At 23.8% G+C, this 19,023-nt stretch carries 8 protein-coding genes; 5 read left to right on the top strand and 3 right to left on the bottom strand.

What is annotated here, in order from left to right; genetic code table 11:
- Positions 1–360: 360 nt before the first annotated feature.
- Entirely contained in the window at positions 361–1,089 is a 729-nt protein-coding gene (dnaQ, locus tag K0T98_RS02745) for a DNA polymerase III subunit epsilon (protein WP_225639324.1), read from the bottom strand.
- 1,659 nt (positions 1,090–2,748) lie between these two features.
- On the opposite strand from dnaQ, the gene nrdA reads away from it, so the two are divergent.
- Complete coding sequence (gene nrdA, locus K0T98_RS02750) at positions 2,749–5,034, top strand: class 1a ribonucleoside-diphosphate reductase subunit alpha (RefSeq protein WP_225639325.1); 2,286 nt, start codon at positions 2,749–2,751, stop codon at positions 5,032–5,034.
- A 190-nt stretch (positions 5,035–5,224) separates the two neighbouring features.
- Positions 5,225–6,355, top strand: coding sequence for a class Ia ribonucleoside-diphosphate reductase subunit beta (gene nrdB, locus K0T98_RS02755; protein ID WP_225639326.1), 1,131 nt, complete (start codon positions 5,225–5,227; stop codon positions 6,353–6,355).
- Between the two features lie 595 nt (positions 6,356–6,950).
- Here the strand turns inward: nrdB and coaD are convergent.
- Positions 6,951–7,433 (bottom strand): pantetheine-phosphate adenylyltransferase, encoded by a 483-nt coding sequence (gene coaD, locus K0T98_RS02760; RefSeq protein ID WP_225639327.1) that lies wholly within the window; start codon positions 7,431–7,433, stop codon positions 6,951–6,953.
- Between the two features lie 10 nt (positions 7,434–7,443).
- A complete protein-coding gene (waaA, locus tag K0T98_RS02765; RefSeq protein WP_225639328.1) occupies positions 7,444–8,718 on the bottom strand; it encodes a lipid IV(A) 3-deoxy-D-manno-octulosonic acid transferase in 1,275 nt (424 codons plus the stop codon).
- A 2,138-nt stretch (positions 8,719–10,856) separates the two neighbouring features.
- Here waaA and K0T98_RS02770 point away from each other — a divergent pair.
- The 3 genes from K0T98_RS02770 to prlC all read left to right on the top strand — a co-directional run bounded on the left by K0T98_RS02770 (position 10,857) and on the right by prlC (position 18,907).
- Entirely contained in the window at positions 10,857–12,005 is a 1,149-nt protein-coding gene (locus K0T98_RS02770; RefSeq protein WP_225639329.1) for a glycosyltransferase family 4 protein, read from the top strand.
- A 1,677-nt stretch (positions 12,006–13,682) separates the two neighbouring features.
- Positions 13,683–14,732 (top strand): glycosyltransferase, encoded by a 1,050-nt coding sequence (locus K0T98_RS02775; RefSeq protein ID WP_225639330.1) that lies wholly within the window; start codon positions 13,683–13,685, stop codon positions 14,730–14,732.
- Positions 14,733–16,864: 2,132 nt separating this feature from the next.
- Positions 16,865–18,907: an oligopeptidase A gene (prlC, locus tag K0T98_RS02780; RefSeq protein WP_225639331.1), complete on the top strand. Its 2,043-nt coding sequence runs from the start codon at positions 16,865–16,867 to the stop codon at positions 18,905–18,907.
- The last annotated feature ends 116 nt before the right edge of the window (positions 18,908–19,023 follow it).

Genomic DNA, 19,023 nt, shown 5'->3' on the forward strand with positions numbered 1-19,023 from the left:
TTACTATAACAGTGATTATATATATGTATTTAATTTGTATTAAGAAATTATTACTTACTATTTAGTATAAAATACTATATAATATTATTATTGATTATAACAATTAAAGATAAAATAATTATCTATTTAATATGAACTAATTAAAACAATAATAGGATAATTTGTAAATTTACATAAAGTATGATCTGAGCTATATAACTAATAAAAAATATATTATTGATTACTAATACTAATAATTATAAATTTTTATATCTAATATATAATACAGGTATTAATATATTTTTTTATATGTTATTGTTTAATAACAGGTATTTTATAGTAATTATACTATAAAAATAACCTTAATATATGAAAGATATATTATTTATCTCTCCATAAGCAATAGTTGTTATGTACTAAATCAAGACAATGTTCATGCTCAGCTAATTCTTTGGTGTTAGCTCTAATAACTTTTAACTTATACGTTCTCCTGAATATTCTTTTTACTTTCCTAGCATAGGACGTCTCATTATCTCTACTCTCTATTGAAAAAGTAAATGCAGTTTGCCCCCCAGTCATTATTAAGTAAACTTCGGCTAAAATTTGAGAGTCAAGTAATGCTCCGTGTAATATACGCTTAGTATTATCTATTGCATACCGACTACATAAAGCATCCAAACTGTTACGCTTACCAGGGAATAAGCTACGTGCTATTTCTAGACTATCAGTAATCTTACAGAAAATTTCTGTTTTTGGAATATTAAGATTTAACTTGCTAAATTCATAATCTATAAATCCTATATCAAATGGTGCATTATGAATTATTAATTCAGAACCACTAATAAATTTTAAAAATTTATCTGAAATCTGAGCAAAAGTAGGTTTATTTAGTAAATAATCATTACTAATTCCGTGAATACTATAAGCTTCTGGATCTATAAGACGATCTGGTTTAATATAAACATGAAAGTTACGCCCAGTTAAACGACGATTAATAATTTCTACTGCACCAATTTCAATGATTCTATGCCCTTCGTAAAGAACCCCTATTTTATTCATACCTGTTGTTTCTGTATCAAGAACAACTTGTCTGATTTTTCTAACGTTCATTATACCACTTTATATTAAACTTAAAGTTTTAATACATTCCTAATAGAGTATATAGATAAATAAATAAGTAAATATTTTTATGTAAAAATTATTTAACTTAGATTTATATAAACATATTAACAAAAAATATAACTAATCATAAATATGATCGCATAGATAAGTAAATATATTTATATTATATAATTTTATTTATTAATTATTTATACCGACAAAAAACTAAAAAATTAAGATTTATAATCTAAATAATATAACTAAAGTAATATAAAAATATGTTATATGTAACATAAATACATACTTATTTTTTTACCAATTGTATAAATAAAATTACTTTAATTTGATTATATATTATATAAAAAACAATTTAAAAAATTAATTAAGTAGAAACAAATAAAAACTTAGAATAAATTAAATAAATAATTAAAATTTAGTAAAAAACATCTAAGAATATTTAGTATAAAAATTGTTTACTATAATATAGATAATTTATCTTTTTAAATATTATCTGTCTACTCTTTAAAAGATAGCAATTGTTTTATACTATGCATAGTTATCTAAATGTTATAAAAAATTAACAATAACTCTCTACTTAAAAATAATTATAATTTTATATAAAAACTTAGATTAACTAATCTAATTTATTTTGTCTCATGTAGTTATACTAGTAACTAGTATAACTACAATCATAAAGGAATTTAAGTACTCTATATTTAAAAAATTTCATTGAATATATTATGATTATTACTATAAAATATAATTAATAAATACTTGTATAGTATAAGATATAATAACTAAAATGATTAATAATGTTAAAAATTATTTTATTAATTATCTTTACATCCAAATAATGAATCCAAATAATATATAAAATATTAACATTTATATATTTACAAGATGTAATAGTATTTAATTTAAAATATTTATTACATTAGACATTACAGTTAGGTTAGTATGATATTAAAGATGAGGTATAATAATAGTAAATTAGACAAAATATAAAAGAAAAATTCTTATGAATATAGCTAACAATTTAAGATTGCTTTTTATTCCTCTTTAATACCTTTATAAAATATATAACGTACTTTCTTGTTATAAAAAAGAAAAAATTCTTTACAATAAAAGATTAAAGAATCAACAACGCATTTATAAAATAATATTTTATAACATTAACCAAATTTTAAAAAGAATAATATTTTTAATAAATGCATAATACTCGATAAATAAATATTATTATTTATGTAGAATAGTATAATTACTATGTATTATGTACTAATTTTAAAAAAATAGTATTTTCTTTATTTTATTTATTCAATAAACCCTTAAATACCGAAAAATAAAATAGCAGTCTAATTTATTTATTGCTAATTTAAGTTCATTTATCAAAGAACTAAAGATTTGTACCTATAATTATTAATCTATTAATCTAATATTATCCTAAGAGATTTTACAATTTTGTAGTCTGTTCTTTAATTGCATAGTCACACTAAGAATAATATTTGCTATAATATTTCTTAGTTAAGATGCTATCTCTTTTGTTTTTAACATATAATATATTCAACCAATAAAGGTAATAGTTAGTACTACAGTAATATTCGGTATAAGCTTTTAGTAAATATTGCTGCAGTACAAATCATAAGATTACATACTGATAGGTATAGCTTTATGAATAATAATATTCTTGTAATCAAGCGTAATGGAAATAAAGAACTGATTAATATTGAAAAAATTCATAGAGTAATTAATTGGGCAGCAGAAGGCTTAAGTAATATTTCAGTTTCTCAAGTTGAATTACGATCTCGTATTCAATTATATGATGGAATACGTACTGCAGATATACATGAAACTATTATCAAGGCTGCTGCAGACTTAATTTCACATGAATCTCCAGATTATCAATATTTAGCAGCTCGTCTAGCGATTTGTCACCTACGCAAAAAAGCATTTGGTCAATTTATACCGCCAAAATTATACGATCATGTAGTGAAAATGGTCACAATGGGTAAGTATGATAAACAACTGTTAGTAGATTACTCTAAAGAAGAATTTATTCACATGGATGGTCTTATAAATCATTGGCGCGATATGAGTTTTTCTTATGCAGCTGTAAAACAGTTAGAAGGTAAATATCTAGTGCAAAACCGCGTGTCTGGTGAAATATACGAAAGTGCACAGTTTTTATATATTTTAATTTCTGCATGCTTGTTTTCTCACTATCCACAAAAAACGCGTTTAAATTATATAGAAAGATTCTATGAAGCAATATCAACGTTCAAAATTTCACTACCTACCCCGATTATGTCTGGTGTACGCACTCCCACCCGTCAGTTTAGTTCCTGTGTACTAATTGAGTGTGGTGATAGCTTAGATTCTATTAATGCAACTTCTAGTGCCATAGTAAAATATGTATCTCAACGCGCTGGTATTGGTATTAATGCTGGTCGTATTCGTGCATTAGGTAGTTCGATTAGAGGGGGTGAAGCTTTTCATACTGGATGTATTCCGTTCTACAAGCATTTTCAAACTGCAGTAAAATCCTGCTCTCAAGGAGGCGTGCGTGGTGGTGCAGCGACATTATTCTATCCATTATGGCACCTAGAAATCGAAAGTCTTCTAGTATTAAAGAACAATAGAGGTGTTGAAGATAACCGTGTACGTCATATAGATTATGGAGTTCAGCTAAACCTTTTAATGTATAAGCGTTTGCTTCAGGATAGCTATATCACTTTATTTAGCCCATCTGATGTACCTGGTTTATATAATTCTTTCTTTGCTAATCAAGATCAATTTGAATATCTATATACACAGTACGAAATAGATAAAAACATACGCAAAAAGAAAATTAAAGCAATAGAACTATTTTCTTTAATGATGCAAGAACGCGCTTCAACTGGTCGTATATACATACAAAATGTTGACCATTGTAATACCCATAGTCCATTTAATCCATCTATTGCACCAGTACGCCAATCCAATCTTTGTCTAGAAATTATATTACCAACTAAACCATTACAAGAAGTTGACAATATTAATGGCGAAATAGCGTTATGCACATTATCTGCTTTTAATTTAGGTGTAATCAATTCTTTAGAAGATTTTGAAGAATTAGCTACCCTAACAGTTTGTGCCCTTGATGCACTTTTAGATTATCAAGACTACCCAACTATTACAGCTAAATATGGTGCAATAGGTCGTCGAGCATTGGGTATAGGTGTTATTAACTATGCTTACTATCTAGCAAAAAATGGAGTGCGTTACTCTGATGGTAGTGCTAATAATCTAACACATAAAACATTTGAGGCTATTCAGTATTACTTGCTAAAAGCATCAAATGAATTTGCTAAAGAACATGGATCTTGTGCATTATTCCATGAAACTACCTATGCGCAGGGTATTTTACCAATTGATACTTATAAGAAAGATTTAGATGATATTTGCAATGAACCTTTACATTACAATTGGGAAGATCTGCGTAACCAAATAAAACTTCATGGGCTTCGTAACTCAACAGTATCTGCTCTTATGCCATCCGAAACCTCATCACAAATTTCTAATGCTACTAACGGTATTGAGCCACCACGGGGTTATATTAGTATTAAAGCTTCAAAAGACGGTATTCTACGTCAAGTCGTACCTGAATATAACCGTTTAAAAAATAACTACGAATTACTATGGGATATGCCAAATAACAATGGTTATTTACAATTAATTAGTTTAATGCAAAAATTTATCGATCAATCAATTTCTGCAAATACTAATTATGACCCTGCCCGTTTCCCAGATAGAAAGATTCCTATGAAACAACTTTTAAAAGATCTATTGATGGCATATAAACTTGGAATTAAGACACTATATTATCAAAATACACGTGATGGAGCAGAAGACTACCAAAACGATTTACCACTACATACAGAAGATGACGCATGCGAAAGTGGCACCTGCAAAATTTAATAACACCAAATATAATTCTATAATCAGCATAGGATTATCAGGATATATTTAAATACATACGCAAATAATAACCCAGTGCATGCCTGCAATATTGTTATATTTTAAAAAATATAATTATTTAAACTGCGGATACTATAAGCACAGCTAATACATCTATAACTCATAATATATAAAAACGGGGATTGCGTTTATGATTTATACTATATTCTCACAAAAACATAATAATCAATTAATAGAACCTATGTTCTTTGGTCAGCCAGTTAACATATCCAGATATGATCAACAAAAACATAAAATATTTGAGAAACTTATTGAAAAACAGCTATCATTTTTTTGGCGTCCTGAAGAAATTGATGTGTCTCAAGATCGTATTGATTATCAGACACTATCAGAGCACGAAAAACATATTTTTATCAGCAACCTAAAATATCAAACGTTACTAGATTCTATTCAAGGTCGCAGCCCAAATGTAGCGTTACTACCACTTAACTCTATCCCTGAATTGGAGACTTGGATTGAAACATGGTCATTTTATGAAACAATTCACTCACGTTCTTATACACATATTATTCGCAATATCGTGAATAATCCAGCCGCTATATTTGAAGATATCATTACCAATACAGAGATCCTTAAGCGTGCAAAAGATATTTCTAATTACTATGATGACTTGATTGAAATGAGTAGTTATTGGCATCTATTGGGAGAAGGAAGGCATTACATTAATAACAAAATTATCATAGTAAATCTACATACCTTAAAAAAACAGCTTTATTTATGTTTAATGAGCGTGAACGCATTAGAGGCTATTAGGTTTTACGTTAGCTTTGCTTGTTCTTTTGCATTCGCAGAACGAGAACTTATGGAAGGTAATGCAAAAATTATTAAAATGATCGCACGTGATGAAGCTCTACATCTCACCGGTACCCAACATATTTTAACTTTAATGCGCTTAGGACTAGATGATCCTGAAATGGCTACAGTTGCAATAGAATGTGAGGAGCAATGCTATAATTTGTTTGTATTAGCCGCTGATCAAGAAAAAGAATGGGCGGGTTACTTATTTAATTGCGGTTCCATGATTGGCTTAAATGAAGAGATTTTATGTGAGTATATTGAATATATAACGAATATCCGTATGCAAGCAGTTGGTTTAAATTTACCATTTAAAACACGTTCTAATCCTATTCCATGGATTAATTCCTGGTTGGTATCTGATAACGTACAAGTAGCTCCACAAGAAGCCGAAGTTAGTTCTTATCTAGTTGGGCAAATTGACTCTGAAGTAAATATTGAAGATCTTAAAGATTTTAAACTATAAATAAAATAATACTAATACATTATTTATAGTAAAAACTGGCAGTAGAATGTGCTGCCAGTTTTAGAGAACTAAAAAGAACTTAAATATTGTTATAATTTTATAAAATTTACAAAATTTGTTTTTATCAATTAATTTTAATAATCAATACATCATCCTTATTTATTTAATGATTTTATTTAATATTCTTAAATAACTGTTAATTAAAAATTTAGATCAATAAAGATATTATCTAGATAATTTAATTTTATTGAATGTTTTATGTAATTTTTTAATAAAAACACTAAATAAACACTATTTATAATAATAATTTTAATATTATACTTAAATGCAATATAAATATTAGAATATATATAATACCTTTCAAGGTATATTAAAAGTAATAATCAATAAATCTATATTATTTCTAACTTTGTAAAAGTCATACAAATATAATTATATAATGAATTTTATCTATTTAAAATAACTTTATATAACCAAGTATATGTAAAATATATACTAAAAATTAGATCAATAAATCAAGTATCTAAACCATAATATAAAAATTATAGTTTCTGTTAATCATAGAATTATATGCTATTTATATTATTTAATGTAACTAATTTAATTTTAGCATACTTAACGCATGCGCAATCTTATCAGGCACAAACTGTGATATATCACCACCATGGATAGCAACTTCTTTAACTAAAGATGATGAAATAAATGAACATTCTTTAGATGGCATCATAAAAATACTTTCAAGTTTAGGCATTAAAGATTGATTCATATTAGCTAACTGCATTTCATATTCAAAATCATAAGCTGCTCTTAATCCTCTTATTAAAATATGAGCATTTTTTTGTTGAGCAAAATGCGCGATCAAATTACTAAAACCTAAAACTTTAACATTAGGTAAATTATTAGTTACATCTACTGCTAAAGACACTCTTTCTTCCAGACTAAACATATTGTTTTTACTAGGACTAGCTGCAATAGCCAAAATTACTTCTTCAAATATACTAGCTGAACGAGTTACTAAATCTAGATGACCATTAGTTATAGGATCAAAAGTACCGGGGTATATTGCTCTTTTTCCCATATTCTTAGTCTCATTGTATCTTTCTAATATTACACTCAAGTAAATGTAAAATTTTTTTTAATGCACCCTTATTCTGATGGAGTACTTCGAAGGCATAGCGACCATAATTATTTCTATTTTCCTCATAAAGGAGAAGCATAGTAATTTCCTTTACTAAAGAATTAATATCTCTTACTGTAATTAAACCATGTGCTTTCTTTAATTTTGCACATATATCTTTAAAATTGATAGTACATGGACCCATCAATATAGGTATATGATGAGCAGCAGGCTCCAATGGATTATGACCTCCTAAATTCACTAGACTGCCTCCTACAAAGGCAATATCAGAAATACCATAAAATAACATTAATTCACCAATAGTGTCTCCAATGACTACCTGTATTTTATTAGATGGTATATTACCTGATGAACGTGTAATGTAGGAGAGACCCTCTTGTTTTATTAATTTAATTACATCAACACAACGTTCAGGATGACGAGGAACTAAAATGAATAACAAATTAGGAAAATTATCAATTAACTTCTTATGAGCTTTAATTAAAACTTCTTCTTCACCTTTGTGTGTGCTAGCTGCAATCCAAACTGGACATTGTAGTGCCCATTTGCGACGTAGCATAACAATTTTTTCAGCTAACTGTTTGGGTAAAGAAATATCACATTTTAAATTACCCGTAATAGCTAACTGTGATTTTTTTAAACCTAAAGCAATAAATCGATCACCATCTTCTTTATTCTGAGCCATAATTAAAGTAATATAACTTAAGATATCTCTTATAAAACTACCACATTTAGCATAACCCTTAGCAGAACTTACTGATAAACGAGCATTGACAATTACTATAGGAATTTTACGCTTGTGAAGTAATGTAATAAAATTAGGCCAAATTTCTGTTTCCATAATAATTACTAACGTCGGTTTTACTCGATCTAAAAAACGGTTAATAGAACCAGGTAAATCATATGGTAAATAAAAATTATATACCTCTTTATTCAATATAGATCGAACAAGATCAGAACCTGTCGGAGTCATAGTTGTAATAGTAATTGACAGTATTGGATAAATATCTCGTAATGCTTTTATTAGAGGTATGGCGGTAAATGTTTCTCCCACCGAAACAGAATGTAATACAATTCCACCTGAAATAATTTTATTTGAGCAAAATCCATATCTTTCTGCCCAGCGTTTTCTGTAAGCAGGTACCTTATTACCGCGTATCCATAATCTAATTAAAATAAATGGCTGGATAAGATAAAATACTATAGTGTAAACAAGCTGCAGCATAAAGATATTTTGTTTATATGATATATCAATTAATAATAAATAAGAGAGGAATGATGATCAGAATTTAATTTAGATAAAGATATTAGTCTTAAATTACTATCAATAAAATTATTAAATATTCTTTTATTTATATTTAATAATACTTTCAGTGTGATTCTTTTCATACAAAAAGTCCTTTTAGATTAGATTATTGTATTAAAGATATAATATATAAAAAATATATATTTTACATCTAAGATATGAAGTAATATTTACTTATTTAAATAAATGCAAAAAGAGAATGATAATATTATAAAATATCTAAAGATAAGTTATTGGTATTTCAAATACCACCATAAAATATTAAAGTCATAAAATATTCTATCACAAATGAAATACAGTGAAAATATATACTATAGCTATATATGTGTACTATTTATTATATTTTTAGTAAATAATTATATTTAGACTTATCAAGTTATTTATATCAATTTATAGGTTTATTATATATAAATTAACATATTAATACCTGAATTAATTAAATAAAAATTAAATATTAATATTTCATATAATATGATCCAAGTAGTTTACTATATACTACTATTTTAAATATTTATTAATCAATAAATAAATTTTACTGATACACTTCTAAAATAATAAATATACTATTGGGTCTTAGTTTATTCATATTTAAGACTATGAACATACTTTTATAAGTGGGTACCTAAATGGTAATCATAAAATATAAAGGGTTGTATTACGAATTATTATTAGGGTATTGTTTATAGGGATGTAATTATTCTTAATAAGTAATAAAATAATATATTAATATTTTACTAAAAAAGTATAAAGGGTAATATATATAAAAATTATAGTCATAAAATTAGAATATTTAATTAAATAAAATACTTAATAAAATATTAAGTAGCACTTATGTATAACATGCAAATATATAATTAAATACATTTGACTTTATCTACTGTATTTTAAAAAAATTAAGTATTAAAATTAAAAATTTTTATACTACTGATATACTTTAATGATAGATTAATAATCTAATTTTAATAAAAAATCAATATTGATCTAGATAAAATGATATTGCAGTAAATAACTAATATTTATTATAATTGTGTTATTCGATAATTCTATTTACATTATATATAGAAATAAGTTCCAAAATAATATAAATATTCTTATTGAATATATTGATAATCTATATTTTTTATATAGCATGATAATCAATAGTAAAAATTTTATATTTTAAATACTTATATAATTAAATAATTAGATCGTAAAAGTTATACAAATATAGCTAGGAAATTATAATTAATCTTTTACTGTATAGACAAATACATATAATCCAAGTTATAAATATAAATACTAATATTAGATAATATAATATATTTTGATTATCTAATGACTAACCCTACATTTTAAGTAAAGACTAAATAAAAATTTCATAAACTTATTAATAATTAAGTAGAAAATCAGTTCTAATAAAATCTTATCTTATATAGCAATAGTACCGTATAAAATGAATATTTTTCTTACTTAATAAGATATGATTCTACAATAGAATAATTTATTACTATTTTGATAATTTGTTACATTATCAAAATAACTTACATCATAAAAATTTTTAATAAGAGTATTAACACAACATATATCATTAATATGATAAATACTTTAATAAAAGTTAATAATCTTAATGCTAATATAAAAAAATTTAAGTAAAAAAATATTAATATTTATAAAACAACTAAATCCCTAATGATATTTTTACGTTTAAATCACTAAATATAAAGTAAATTAAATTATACACTATAATATTCTTGAATTTATAAAAACTATTTCTAATTTTAATCCTATGATTTATATAATTAACTTAGGTTTTTAAAGACTAAATATATACTAGATAATAGTAATCCTAATAAAAACTATTACATTAAATAATTTGTTATTCATATAACATATAATAAGACGTATTATATTACCTATATATACTATCAGACAATTTTCTTAAGATCATTATCAAATCAATATTCAATTACTATCAATACTAAAATTTTTACTATATATGATATAATAATAAATTAGAAATATAAATGGTATTTTAAATAAAAAACTTAAATAAATTAATTAAGGAATATAAGTAAGTTATGATAATTGCTTTTTGCATTTATAAATATTTTCCTTTTGGTGGATTGCAACGAGATTTTATGCGTATCGCTAAAATGTTTGCAACTAATGGACATAACGTGAGAGTTTATACTCAATCTTGGAAGGGACCATGTCCATTAATTCTTGAAAAGGTAGAAGTACCTATTAAATCATATACTAATCACTCACGAAATTATGAATATTATACTTGGGTTCAATCACACCTTCAACAATATCCAGTAGATCGTGTTTTTGGCTTTAATAAAATACCTGGATTAGATTTTTATTATGCAGGTGATGTTTGTTATGCGGAAAAAGTAAAATGTCAAAAAAATTTTTTATATCGCTTAACTCGAAGATATAAACATTACTTGAATTTTGAAAAGTCTATCTTTAAGGTTGGCGCAAAAACACAGTTATTTATGCTAACTGATAAACAAATATATGATTTTAAAAAGCATTATCAAACAGAATCAAATCGATTCTATTTAGTACCACCAAGTATACTACCTGATAGGCATCATAGTCAGCAAATTCTAAATGCACGTAATATTTATCGAAAAAAAAATAGCATTGGTATAAAACAAAACTTAATACTACAAGTAGGATCTGATTTTGCACGCAAAGGGGTTGATCGTACAATTATAGCCTTTGCTGCATTACCGGATGAAATTCGTTATAAATCCGTATTATTTATTGTTGGACAAGACAATCCTAAGCGCTATCAAGTACTAGCAAATATATTAGGGGTTGGATCTAATATTCATTTATTTGCAGGTCGTGAAGATATATCTGAATTAATGACTGCAGCTGATATTTTGCTTCATCCAGCCTATCAAGAAGCTGCTGGTATTGTTATTTTAGAAGCTATTGTTGCAGGATTACCAGTAATTGCTACAAGTGTATGTGGTTACGCACACTATATTAATCAAGCATGCTGCGGCGTTATTATTAAAGATCCGTATAATCAAAAAACTTTTAATCATGTGTTATATAACTCCTTAATGGATCAGGATCTACGTGATACTTGGGTATCTAATGCAAGAGATTTTTCTAAAAAAAATAATTTATGTAATTTACCCGAAAAAATACTAAAAATTATTGAAGGTGATGTTTATGATACAGCCACTCTAATACCTCATGTATGACTCCTAATCTATTGATGTGGTAGTAAAAGATTAAAATAAATTATTAAAAATAATATAAAAAATTATTATAAATGGTTTTGCACCATAAAATATTTTTTATAAAAATTAAGATACTATATATTGTAATACTATATTTAGTCAGTAGTAAATCACCAATATTATATTAATAATATAATTAATTTGAGATTTTAAATTTTAAATTTAGTAAAATTCTATGCTTTTACTATAATAATCTTGATAAATAACAAGTTTTCTTTAATATTATAGATTAAGAATGTTTTAAATTAAATAGATCATTACTAAAATTAAATATATTATTGATTTAAAATATTACATAAAATATATTAAGTTAATAAATAAATATTTAGTAATTTTTTATATTAAAAATAAATAATTACATTAATATATATATATTCTAGAATAATTTAGAAAAATTAGAGGATTTAGTTTTGTTATCAATATTAATAATTTTGTATTTAAATTTTTTATATTAGTATTAATATTATTAACTTTATTAAAGGATTTATCATATTAATAATATATACTATGTTAGTACGGTTATTAAAAATTTTTATGATTTAAGTTTTTTTATAATGATAACAAGTTATCAAAATAGTAATAAATTATTCTATTGTAGAATAATATCGTATTAAGCGATAAAAATATTAATTTTATAGAGAACTCTTGCTGCATGAGATAAGAGTTAGTTATGCCTTATTTTCTACTTATTATTAATATGCTCATAAAGTTTTTACTTTATCTTTACTTAGAATGTGGTGTTAGTTATTTTATATAATAAAAATTAATTATATTATCTAATTTTAGTATTTATATTAATAACTGATTATATTTATTTGTTTGTACAGTCAAAGATTGATAATAATTTCTTTGTTATAGTCATATGATTTTACAATCTGATTATGTAATAATATAGTATTAAAATATAAAATTTTTACTATTTATCATTATGCTAAATAAAAAATATAGAGTGTAAATATATTAAATAAAGAATATTTATATTCTTTTAGGGCTCATTTTGTATACATAATGTATATATATTTATCAAAATTTATTAATTATCATATTAAAATTAAGTAATTATTTTAATATTGTACTTCTATAGATATTATTTTAAAGTGATCTTAGTAATTTAAGAGAAATTAAAAAAGTTGGCATGGTATTTATTGATTTAAAATTTATTGTATATTATCTTTATTGAGGATTTTTGTTATAGTAATATCCTTGTCCTAATTTTATATTAATTTATACAGTAATGAAATACTATTACATTGATAGCAATTAATAAATATTAGTTATTTAATAACGTATCATTTTATCGAGATCAATTTTAGTCTTTTTATTAAAATTAAATTATTTGTTTATCATGAAAATAAATAAGTAACATAAGATTTTTAATCTTAAAATATAGTATATTATGAATATAATAAAAATATTTTTATAATATACTATATTTTATTTAATTATTAATAAAATAATATACGTGTTACATATAGATACAACAATCTATTATAATTTACTTTTATTAAAAAATGTATAAAGTTATTAAATGATAAAATAATTATAACCTAAATTATTAACGTTAATAACGAATAATATTTAGTTGAATCAAATAGACTAAATTATCATACTTCTTATTTTACTTAATTGAGAAAAAATATGAGCTATAAATACTTTAATACAAAAGATATTATTATCTCTGATATAAATTTTTATGCAAAAAATAACATTAAATATAATCCCCTTCATATCGCCTACGGAATAGATAAAAATTTTTTATTTGGATGCGGTGTTTCTATAGCATCTATAGCAATACATAATAAAAGTAATAATATTTTTTACCATATTTTTATTGATTCCCTCACACAAGATGAAAAAGCAAAAATTGCTGATTTATCAAATCAATTTAATATAAACATATCTATTCATTTCGTGAAGTGCGAAAAAATTAAGACATTTTTAACTACTCAAAATTGGTCTTATGCAATGTATTTACGTTTTATTATTGGGGATTATTTTATCGATAAAGCTTCACGTGTACTTTATCTAGATGCTGATATCATTTGCCAGGGTGATATTAGCGAATTATCTACAATAGATTTTGAAGACAAAATAGTATCTGCAGTATTAGAAAGAGATATAAAATGGTGGAAATTTATAGCAAATAGTCTATCATGTCAATCTTTATCTGATGGATATTTTAATTCTGGATTTTTACTAATAGATACTAATGCATGGTATAAAGAATCTGTTACAAAAAAAGCAGTATCTATGTTGGAGGATCATTCTTTTATTAAGAAACTTACATGTATGGATCAAGATGTACTAAATCTTATTCTATTAAATAAAGTAAAATATATAAATAGTAAATATAATACTCAACTAAGCATTAACGATAAGTTAAAGGATAATTTTAGCAATCCAATTACAAGTAATACAATTTTTATTCATTATATTGGACCGACAAAACCATGGCATTCATGGGCACAATATAAAATATCAGCACCTTTTATTAATGCAAAAAATAACTCTCCATGGAGAAAAGAAGATTTACTCACCCCTAGTAATGCATACTACAATAGATATTGTGCTAAACATAATTTTAATCAAGGTTATTTTTTTAATGGCATTAAATATTATTTAAATTATTTTTTATTAAAAAAAATAACGAAAAAAAACTTTAATATTAATTTTGATAAAAAAGTTTAATATATAAAATTATCTAACAATATTTATATATAACAATTTAAAAATAATATTAAAACTATTATTGTATAATTTAGTAATCAATGATATATAAAATTATAAAATACTTAACTTGAGGCACTTAAAATATAGATCTAAATTGATTAATAATTGATGATTAGACTACAAAATAACATAATAAATATGTATATATTTTTATACAATAAATTTATAACTTACTAAGTATTAATGAATTTAATTTACATTAAGTAATGTATATACTACTATATTAACAATATTTGTTTACTCTGATATGAAAGAAAAAATTTATAGTATTAACATCCAATATATATTGCATAACTAAAAACTAATAAATAACTTACTAATAAGTAAGATTATAAAATATAAGAAATGAATTTATCAAAAATTTTTAATATTACTTATTATATTAATATTATTAAACATAAAATTAATATAAACAAGACTATTTAAAAATTAATACATGTAGGGATTACTATTTATTATAATAGAAGGATATCAAGTTAATAGGACTAAAATACTTATAAAAATTATAATATTTTAGAATTTTTAAAACCAGAATAATGATAAATTGCCTTATATAAGAAGATAGTTTATATTTATTTGAATAAAATATTTAAGATAACTTTGATAGTTAAACAATATTTTTTATCTTTATTATTAATAATAAAGATAAAAAATATTGTTTTAAATTATAGATAGTTTATATGGATTAATTATTTTTATATAAAATATTATTAGCTTATATTTTATATATAAAGTATTTTTTATTAAAACAGTGATGATTAATACATAATTTATTATGTCACTAAAAATATAATATTGTAAATATTCTTTTACAGAGAAAGATACGATGTTGTTAAAAAATCAACTATTAATTACTTAATTAAACTATTTTTATAAATTTTCATATAAAAATAGAAAAAGAATCAAATAATAAATTTAATTTATTATTCTTCTAAAGATAAAATAAGTATATAAATAAATAATATTATTCTTTCTACTTATACACTTATTAGTGTAAATAATAACGTATTAATAATAGTAAGTATTAAAAATAAATTAGAAATAAAATTTTTATATTCTAATATAGAGTATATTAACTTTAATAAAAACCTATTATCAATATTCTAAGATTTTAAAAAATATTTTAGTTATAATATAAATTATTAAAAATTAATTAATATATATTAATATTATTATAAGATGTAGGATCTTAATCCTGTCATTTAAAGAGTGTCTTTATTTATATCACAAATACTAAATTAGATATATAATATTCCTAATATGAATACAATATATAGTAAATTTATATTGAAATGTAAAAAAAATGACATACAACTGTCGTTACTCTGTATAATTAAAGCACTATATATAATAGTATAGTAAGAAAAAGATACAAACAGATTGAACTAATAAACTGTTTTCTTATAATGCATTAATATAAACAAAGAATATTATTCTTTCTATATAAAATATATTATTTATTATAAAAATAATATATTATAAATATATTTATATATAATATAAAAAAGAATTTTAATATACTATTTTATAGTAAAAATAAACTACATAGAAAAATAATGATAAATATAAAATAATTATTTAATTATATCTTCTTACCCCGCAAAAGATTAATAATGATTATATAATAATTATTATAACTATACCTTATAATACTTTTGTTAAATAATTAAAGTCTACTATGCTATATAGTATTTTATAAATAACTAATCTATTTATTTGTTTAAGTTAGATATGGCTAAATATTATAATAACTGAGTTAATGTTTTTATATGTATATAATTGTTTTTAACATTATTGCTACATATCATTTAAATGAGTGTTATTAATCAATAACTCTTGTATTATTGTCATTAGAATTATGCAATCATAAGTAAGTAAAATATATTAACTTTAATCATTTTTAGTAATCATTTTGATATTTTTGATCCTAAAAATTATATATTACCATTATAAATCAATATAATTACTATCGTTATATAACCTAAGAGTTAAGATAATAAAAGAAATAGTGTAACTTAATACTATAAATTATACCCTAAGACTACTTGTATTTTTTTATAATAAAAACTACTATATTAGGATATTTCCTTATGAGTAATATATTATTAAAACCATTCAAACTACCACCATTTTCTAAAATAAAACCTGAAGATATTGTTCCAACAATAAAGCATGCATTAACTATATGTCGCACAGAAGTTGAGTATGTACTTAAACAATGTACACCATTTAATTGGAATAATCTATGTCAACCAATATCTGAAACAAATGAATTTTTAAATCGTATTTTTTCTCCTATTAGCCATCTGCATTCTGTACAAAATAGCTTAGAAATGCGTATAGCTTATAAAAAATGTCTATATTTAATATCTGAATACAATACTTGGTTGGGTCAACATAAGGAATTATATCAAGCATATATTACATTTAAAGCAAGTAAATTCTTTATAAGACTAACTAAACCACAAAAAAAATCTATAGAAATTTTATTGCGGGACTTTAGGTTATCTGGCATTAATCTATCTAAAAACAAACAAAATCGTTATGGTGAAATTATATCCCGATTATCTAAACTTAATATGGAATTTAGTAATAATGTTTTGGATGCTACTAATGGATGGAGTAAGCTCATTATTAATCAAAAAGAACTATTAGGTTTACCTACAAGATATAAGGATGAAGCTAAAAAAATAGCAGATTCTCAAGAAAAAAAAGGTTGGCTTTTAACATTACATACTCATAGTTATATGACAATAATGACTTATGCTGATAATCGCGAAATACGTTATGATATATATAGGGCTTTTAACACACGTGCATCCAACGAGGGTCCCACTGCTGGTCAATGGGATAATAGTAATATTATAATAGAAATTTTGCAATTGCGCCATGAATTAGCACACCTTTTACGCTTTAAGTCTTATGCCAATAAATCATTAGTCACAAAAATGGCTAAAAATACACAACAAGTACTATCGTTCCTTAAGTATCTAGGTAAAAAATCACGCCATCAGGGAATCCAAGAATTATCTGAACTACTTAAATTTACAAAAAAATATTATAATATAACGAAATTAGAACCATGGGATATTATTTATTATAGTGAAAAACAAAAAAAATATCTATACTCAATCAATGATGAAGAAATACGATCTTATTTTCCTGAAAAAAGCGTATTAAACGGATTATTTAAGTTAATTAAACGAGTATATGGTATCTTTACTAAAGAACGTTATGATGTAGATGTATGGAATAATAATGTTCGTTTTTTTGAGCTTTATGACGAAACAAAAGAATTACGTGGTAGCTTTTATCTTGATTTATATACGCGTGAAAATAAATGTAGCGGTGCATGGATGGATAACTGCGTTGGGCGTGTGCGTCGAGCAGATGGTAGTCTGCAAAAACCAGTTGCTTATTTAACGTGTAACTTTAATAAACCAATAGGTGAAAAACCTGCACTTCTTACTCACAACGAAGTAATTATACTATTTCATGAATTTGGACATGTATTGCACCATACAATGACAACTATTGAGATAGCTAATATATCTGGTATTAATGGGATACCATGGGATGTAGTTGAATTTCCAAGTCAATTTATGGAAAACTGGTGTTGGGAACCAGAGGTATTAAAAATAATTTCAAGTCATTACCAGACAAATAAACCACTGCCACACAAAATTATTAATAAAATTTTATCTGCTAAATACTATCAAATAGCTCTATCTATTCTACGCCAGGTAGAATTTGGAATGCTTGATTTTCTTCTACATGCTGCATTTAATCCTACAAATAGCTCTTGTGTCTTTGATATTATTAAAGAAGTTAAGGAAGTATTTACTCTTATCCCATCACCAAAATGGGAAAGAGTTACGCACACTTTTAGTCATATATTCTCTGGTGATTATGCAGCATGTTACTATGGTTATTTGTGGTCAGAACAACTATCTGCTGATGCTTTTTTACGCTTTAAAAAAGAAGGAATTTTTAATATAAATACTGGTCGTATATTTTTAGATACTATTCTATCAAAAGGAGGGTCTGATGATCCCAGAAATCTTTTAAAAAAATTTCTTGGTCGTATACCTACAATAGATGCTCTATTGTGTCAATATCGTATTAATAACTAATAAGTTAAACTTATATACTTTAATAACAATTAAAAAATAACAAGTAACTTGTTACTTATTTTTTAATAAAATACAAAATTAATATATGCGCAATATTTCTTAAATTAGTTATATCT

It is taken from the genome of Candidatus Profftia sp. (ex Adelges kitamiensis), assembly GCF_020342455.1.
In the GTDB taxonomy this organism is placed as follows: Bacteria; Pseudomonadota; Gammaproteobacteria; order Enterobacterales; family Enterobacteriaceae; genus Profftia.

Bases quoted from the DNA above. Each gene is read 5' to 3' on its own strand.
- K0T98_RS02770 (WP_225639329.1), top strand. From the start codon at position 10,857: ATGATAATTGCTTTTTGCATTTATAAATATTTTCCTTTTGGTGGATTG.
- dnaQ (WP_225639324.1), bottom strand. From the start codon at position 1,089: ATGAACGTTAGAAAAATCAGACAAGTTGTTCTTGATACAGAAACAACA.
- prlC (WP_225639331.1), top strand. From the start codon at position 16,865: ATGAGTAATATATTATTAAAACCATTCAAACTACCACCATTTTCTAAA.
- nrdB (WP_225639326.1), top strand. From the start codon at position 5,225: ATGATTTATACTATATTCTCACAAAAACATAATAATCAATTAATAGAA.
- nrdA (WP_225639325.1), top strand. From the start codon at position 2,749: ATGAATAATAATATTCTTGTAATCAAGCGTAATGGAAATAAAGAACTG.
- waaA (WP_225639328.1), bottom strand. From the start codon at position 8,718: ATGCTGCAGCTTGTTTACACTATAGTATTTTATCTTATCCAGCCATTT.
- coaD (WP_225639327.1), bottom strand. From the start codon at position 7,433: ATGGGAAAAAGAGCAATATACCCCGGTACTTTTGATCCTATAACTAAT.
- K0T98_RS02775 (WP_225639330.1), top strand. From the start codon at position 13,683: ATGAGCTATAAATACTTTAATACAAAAGATATTATTATCTCTGATATA.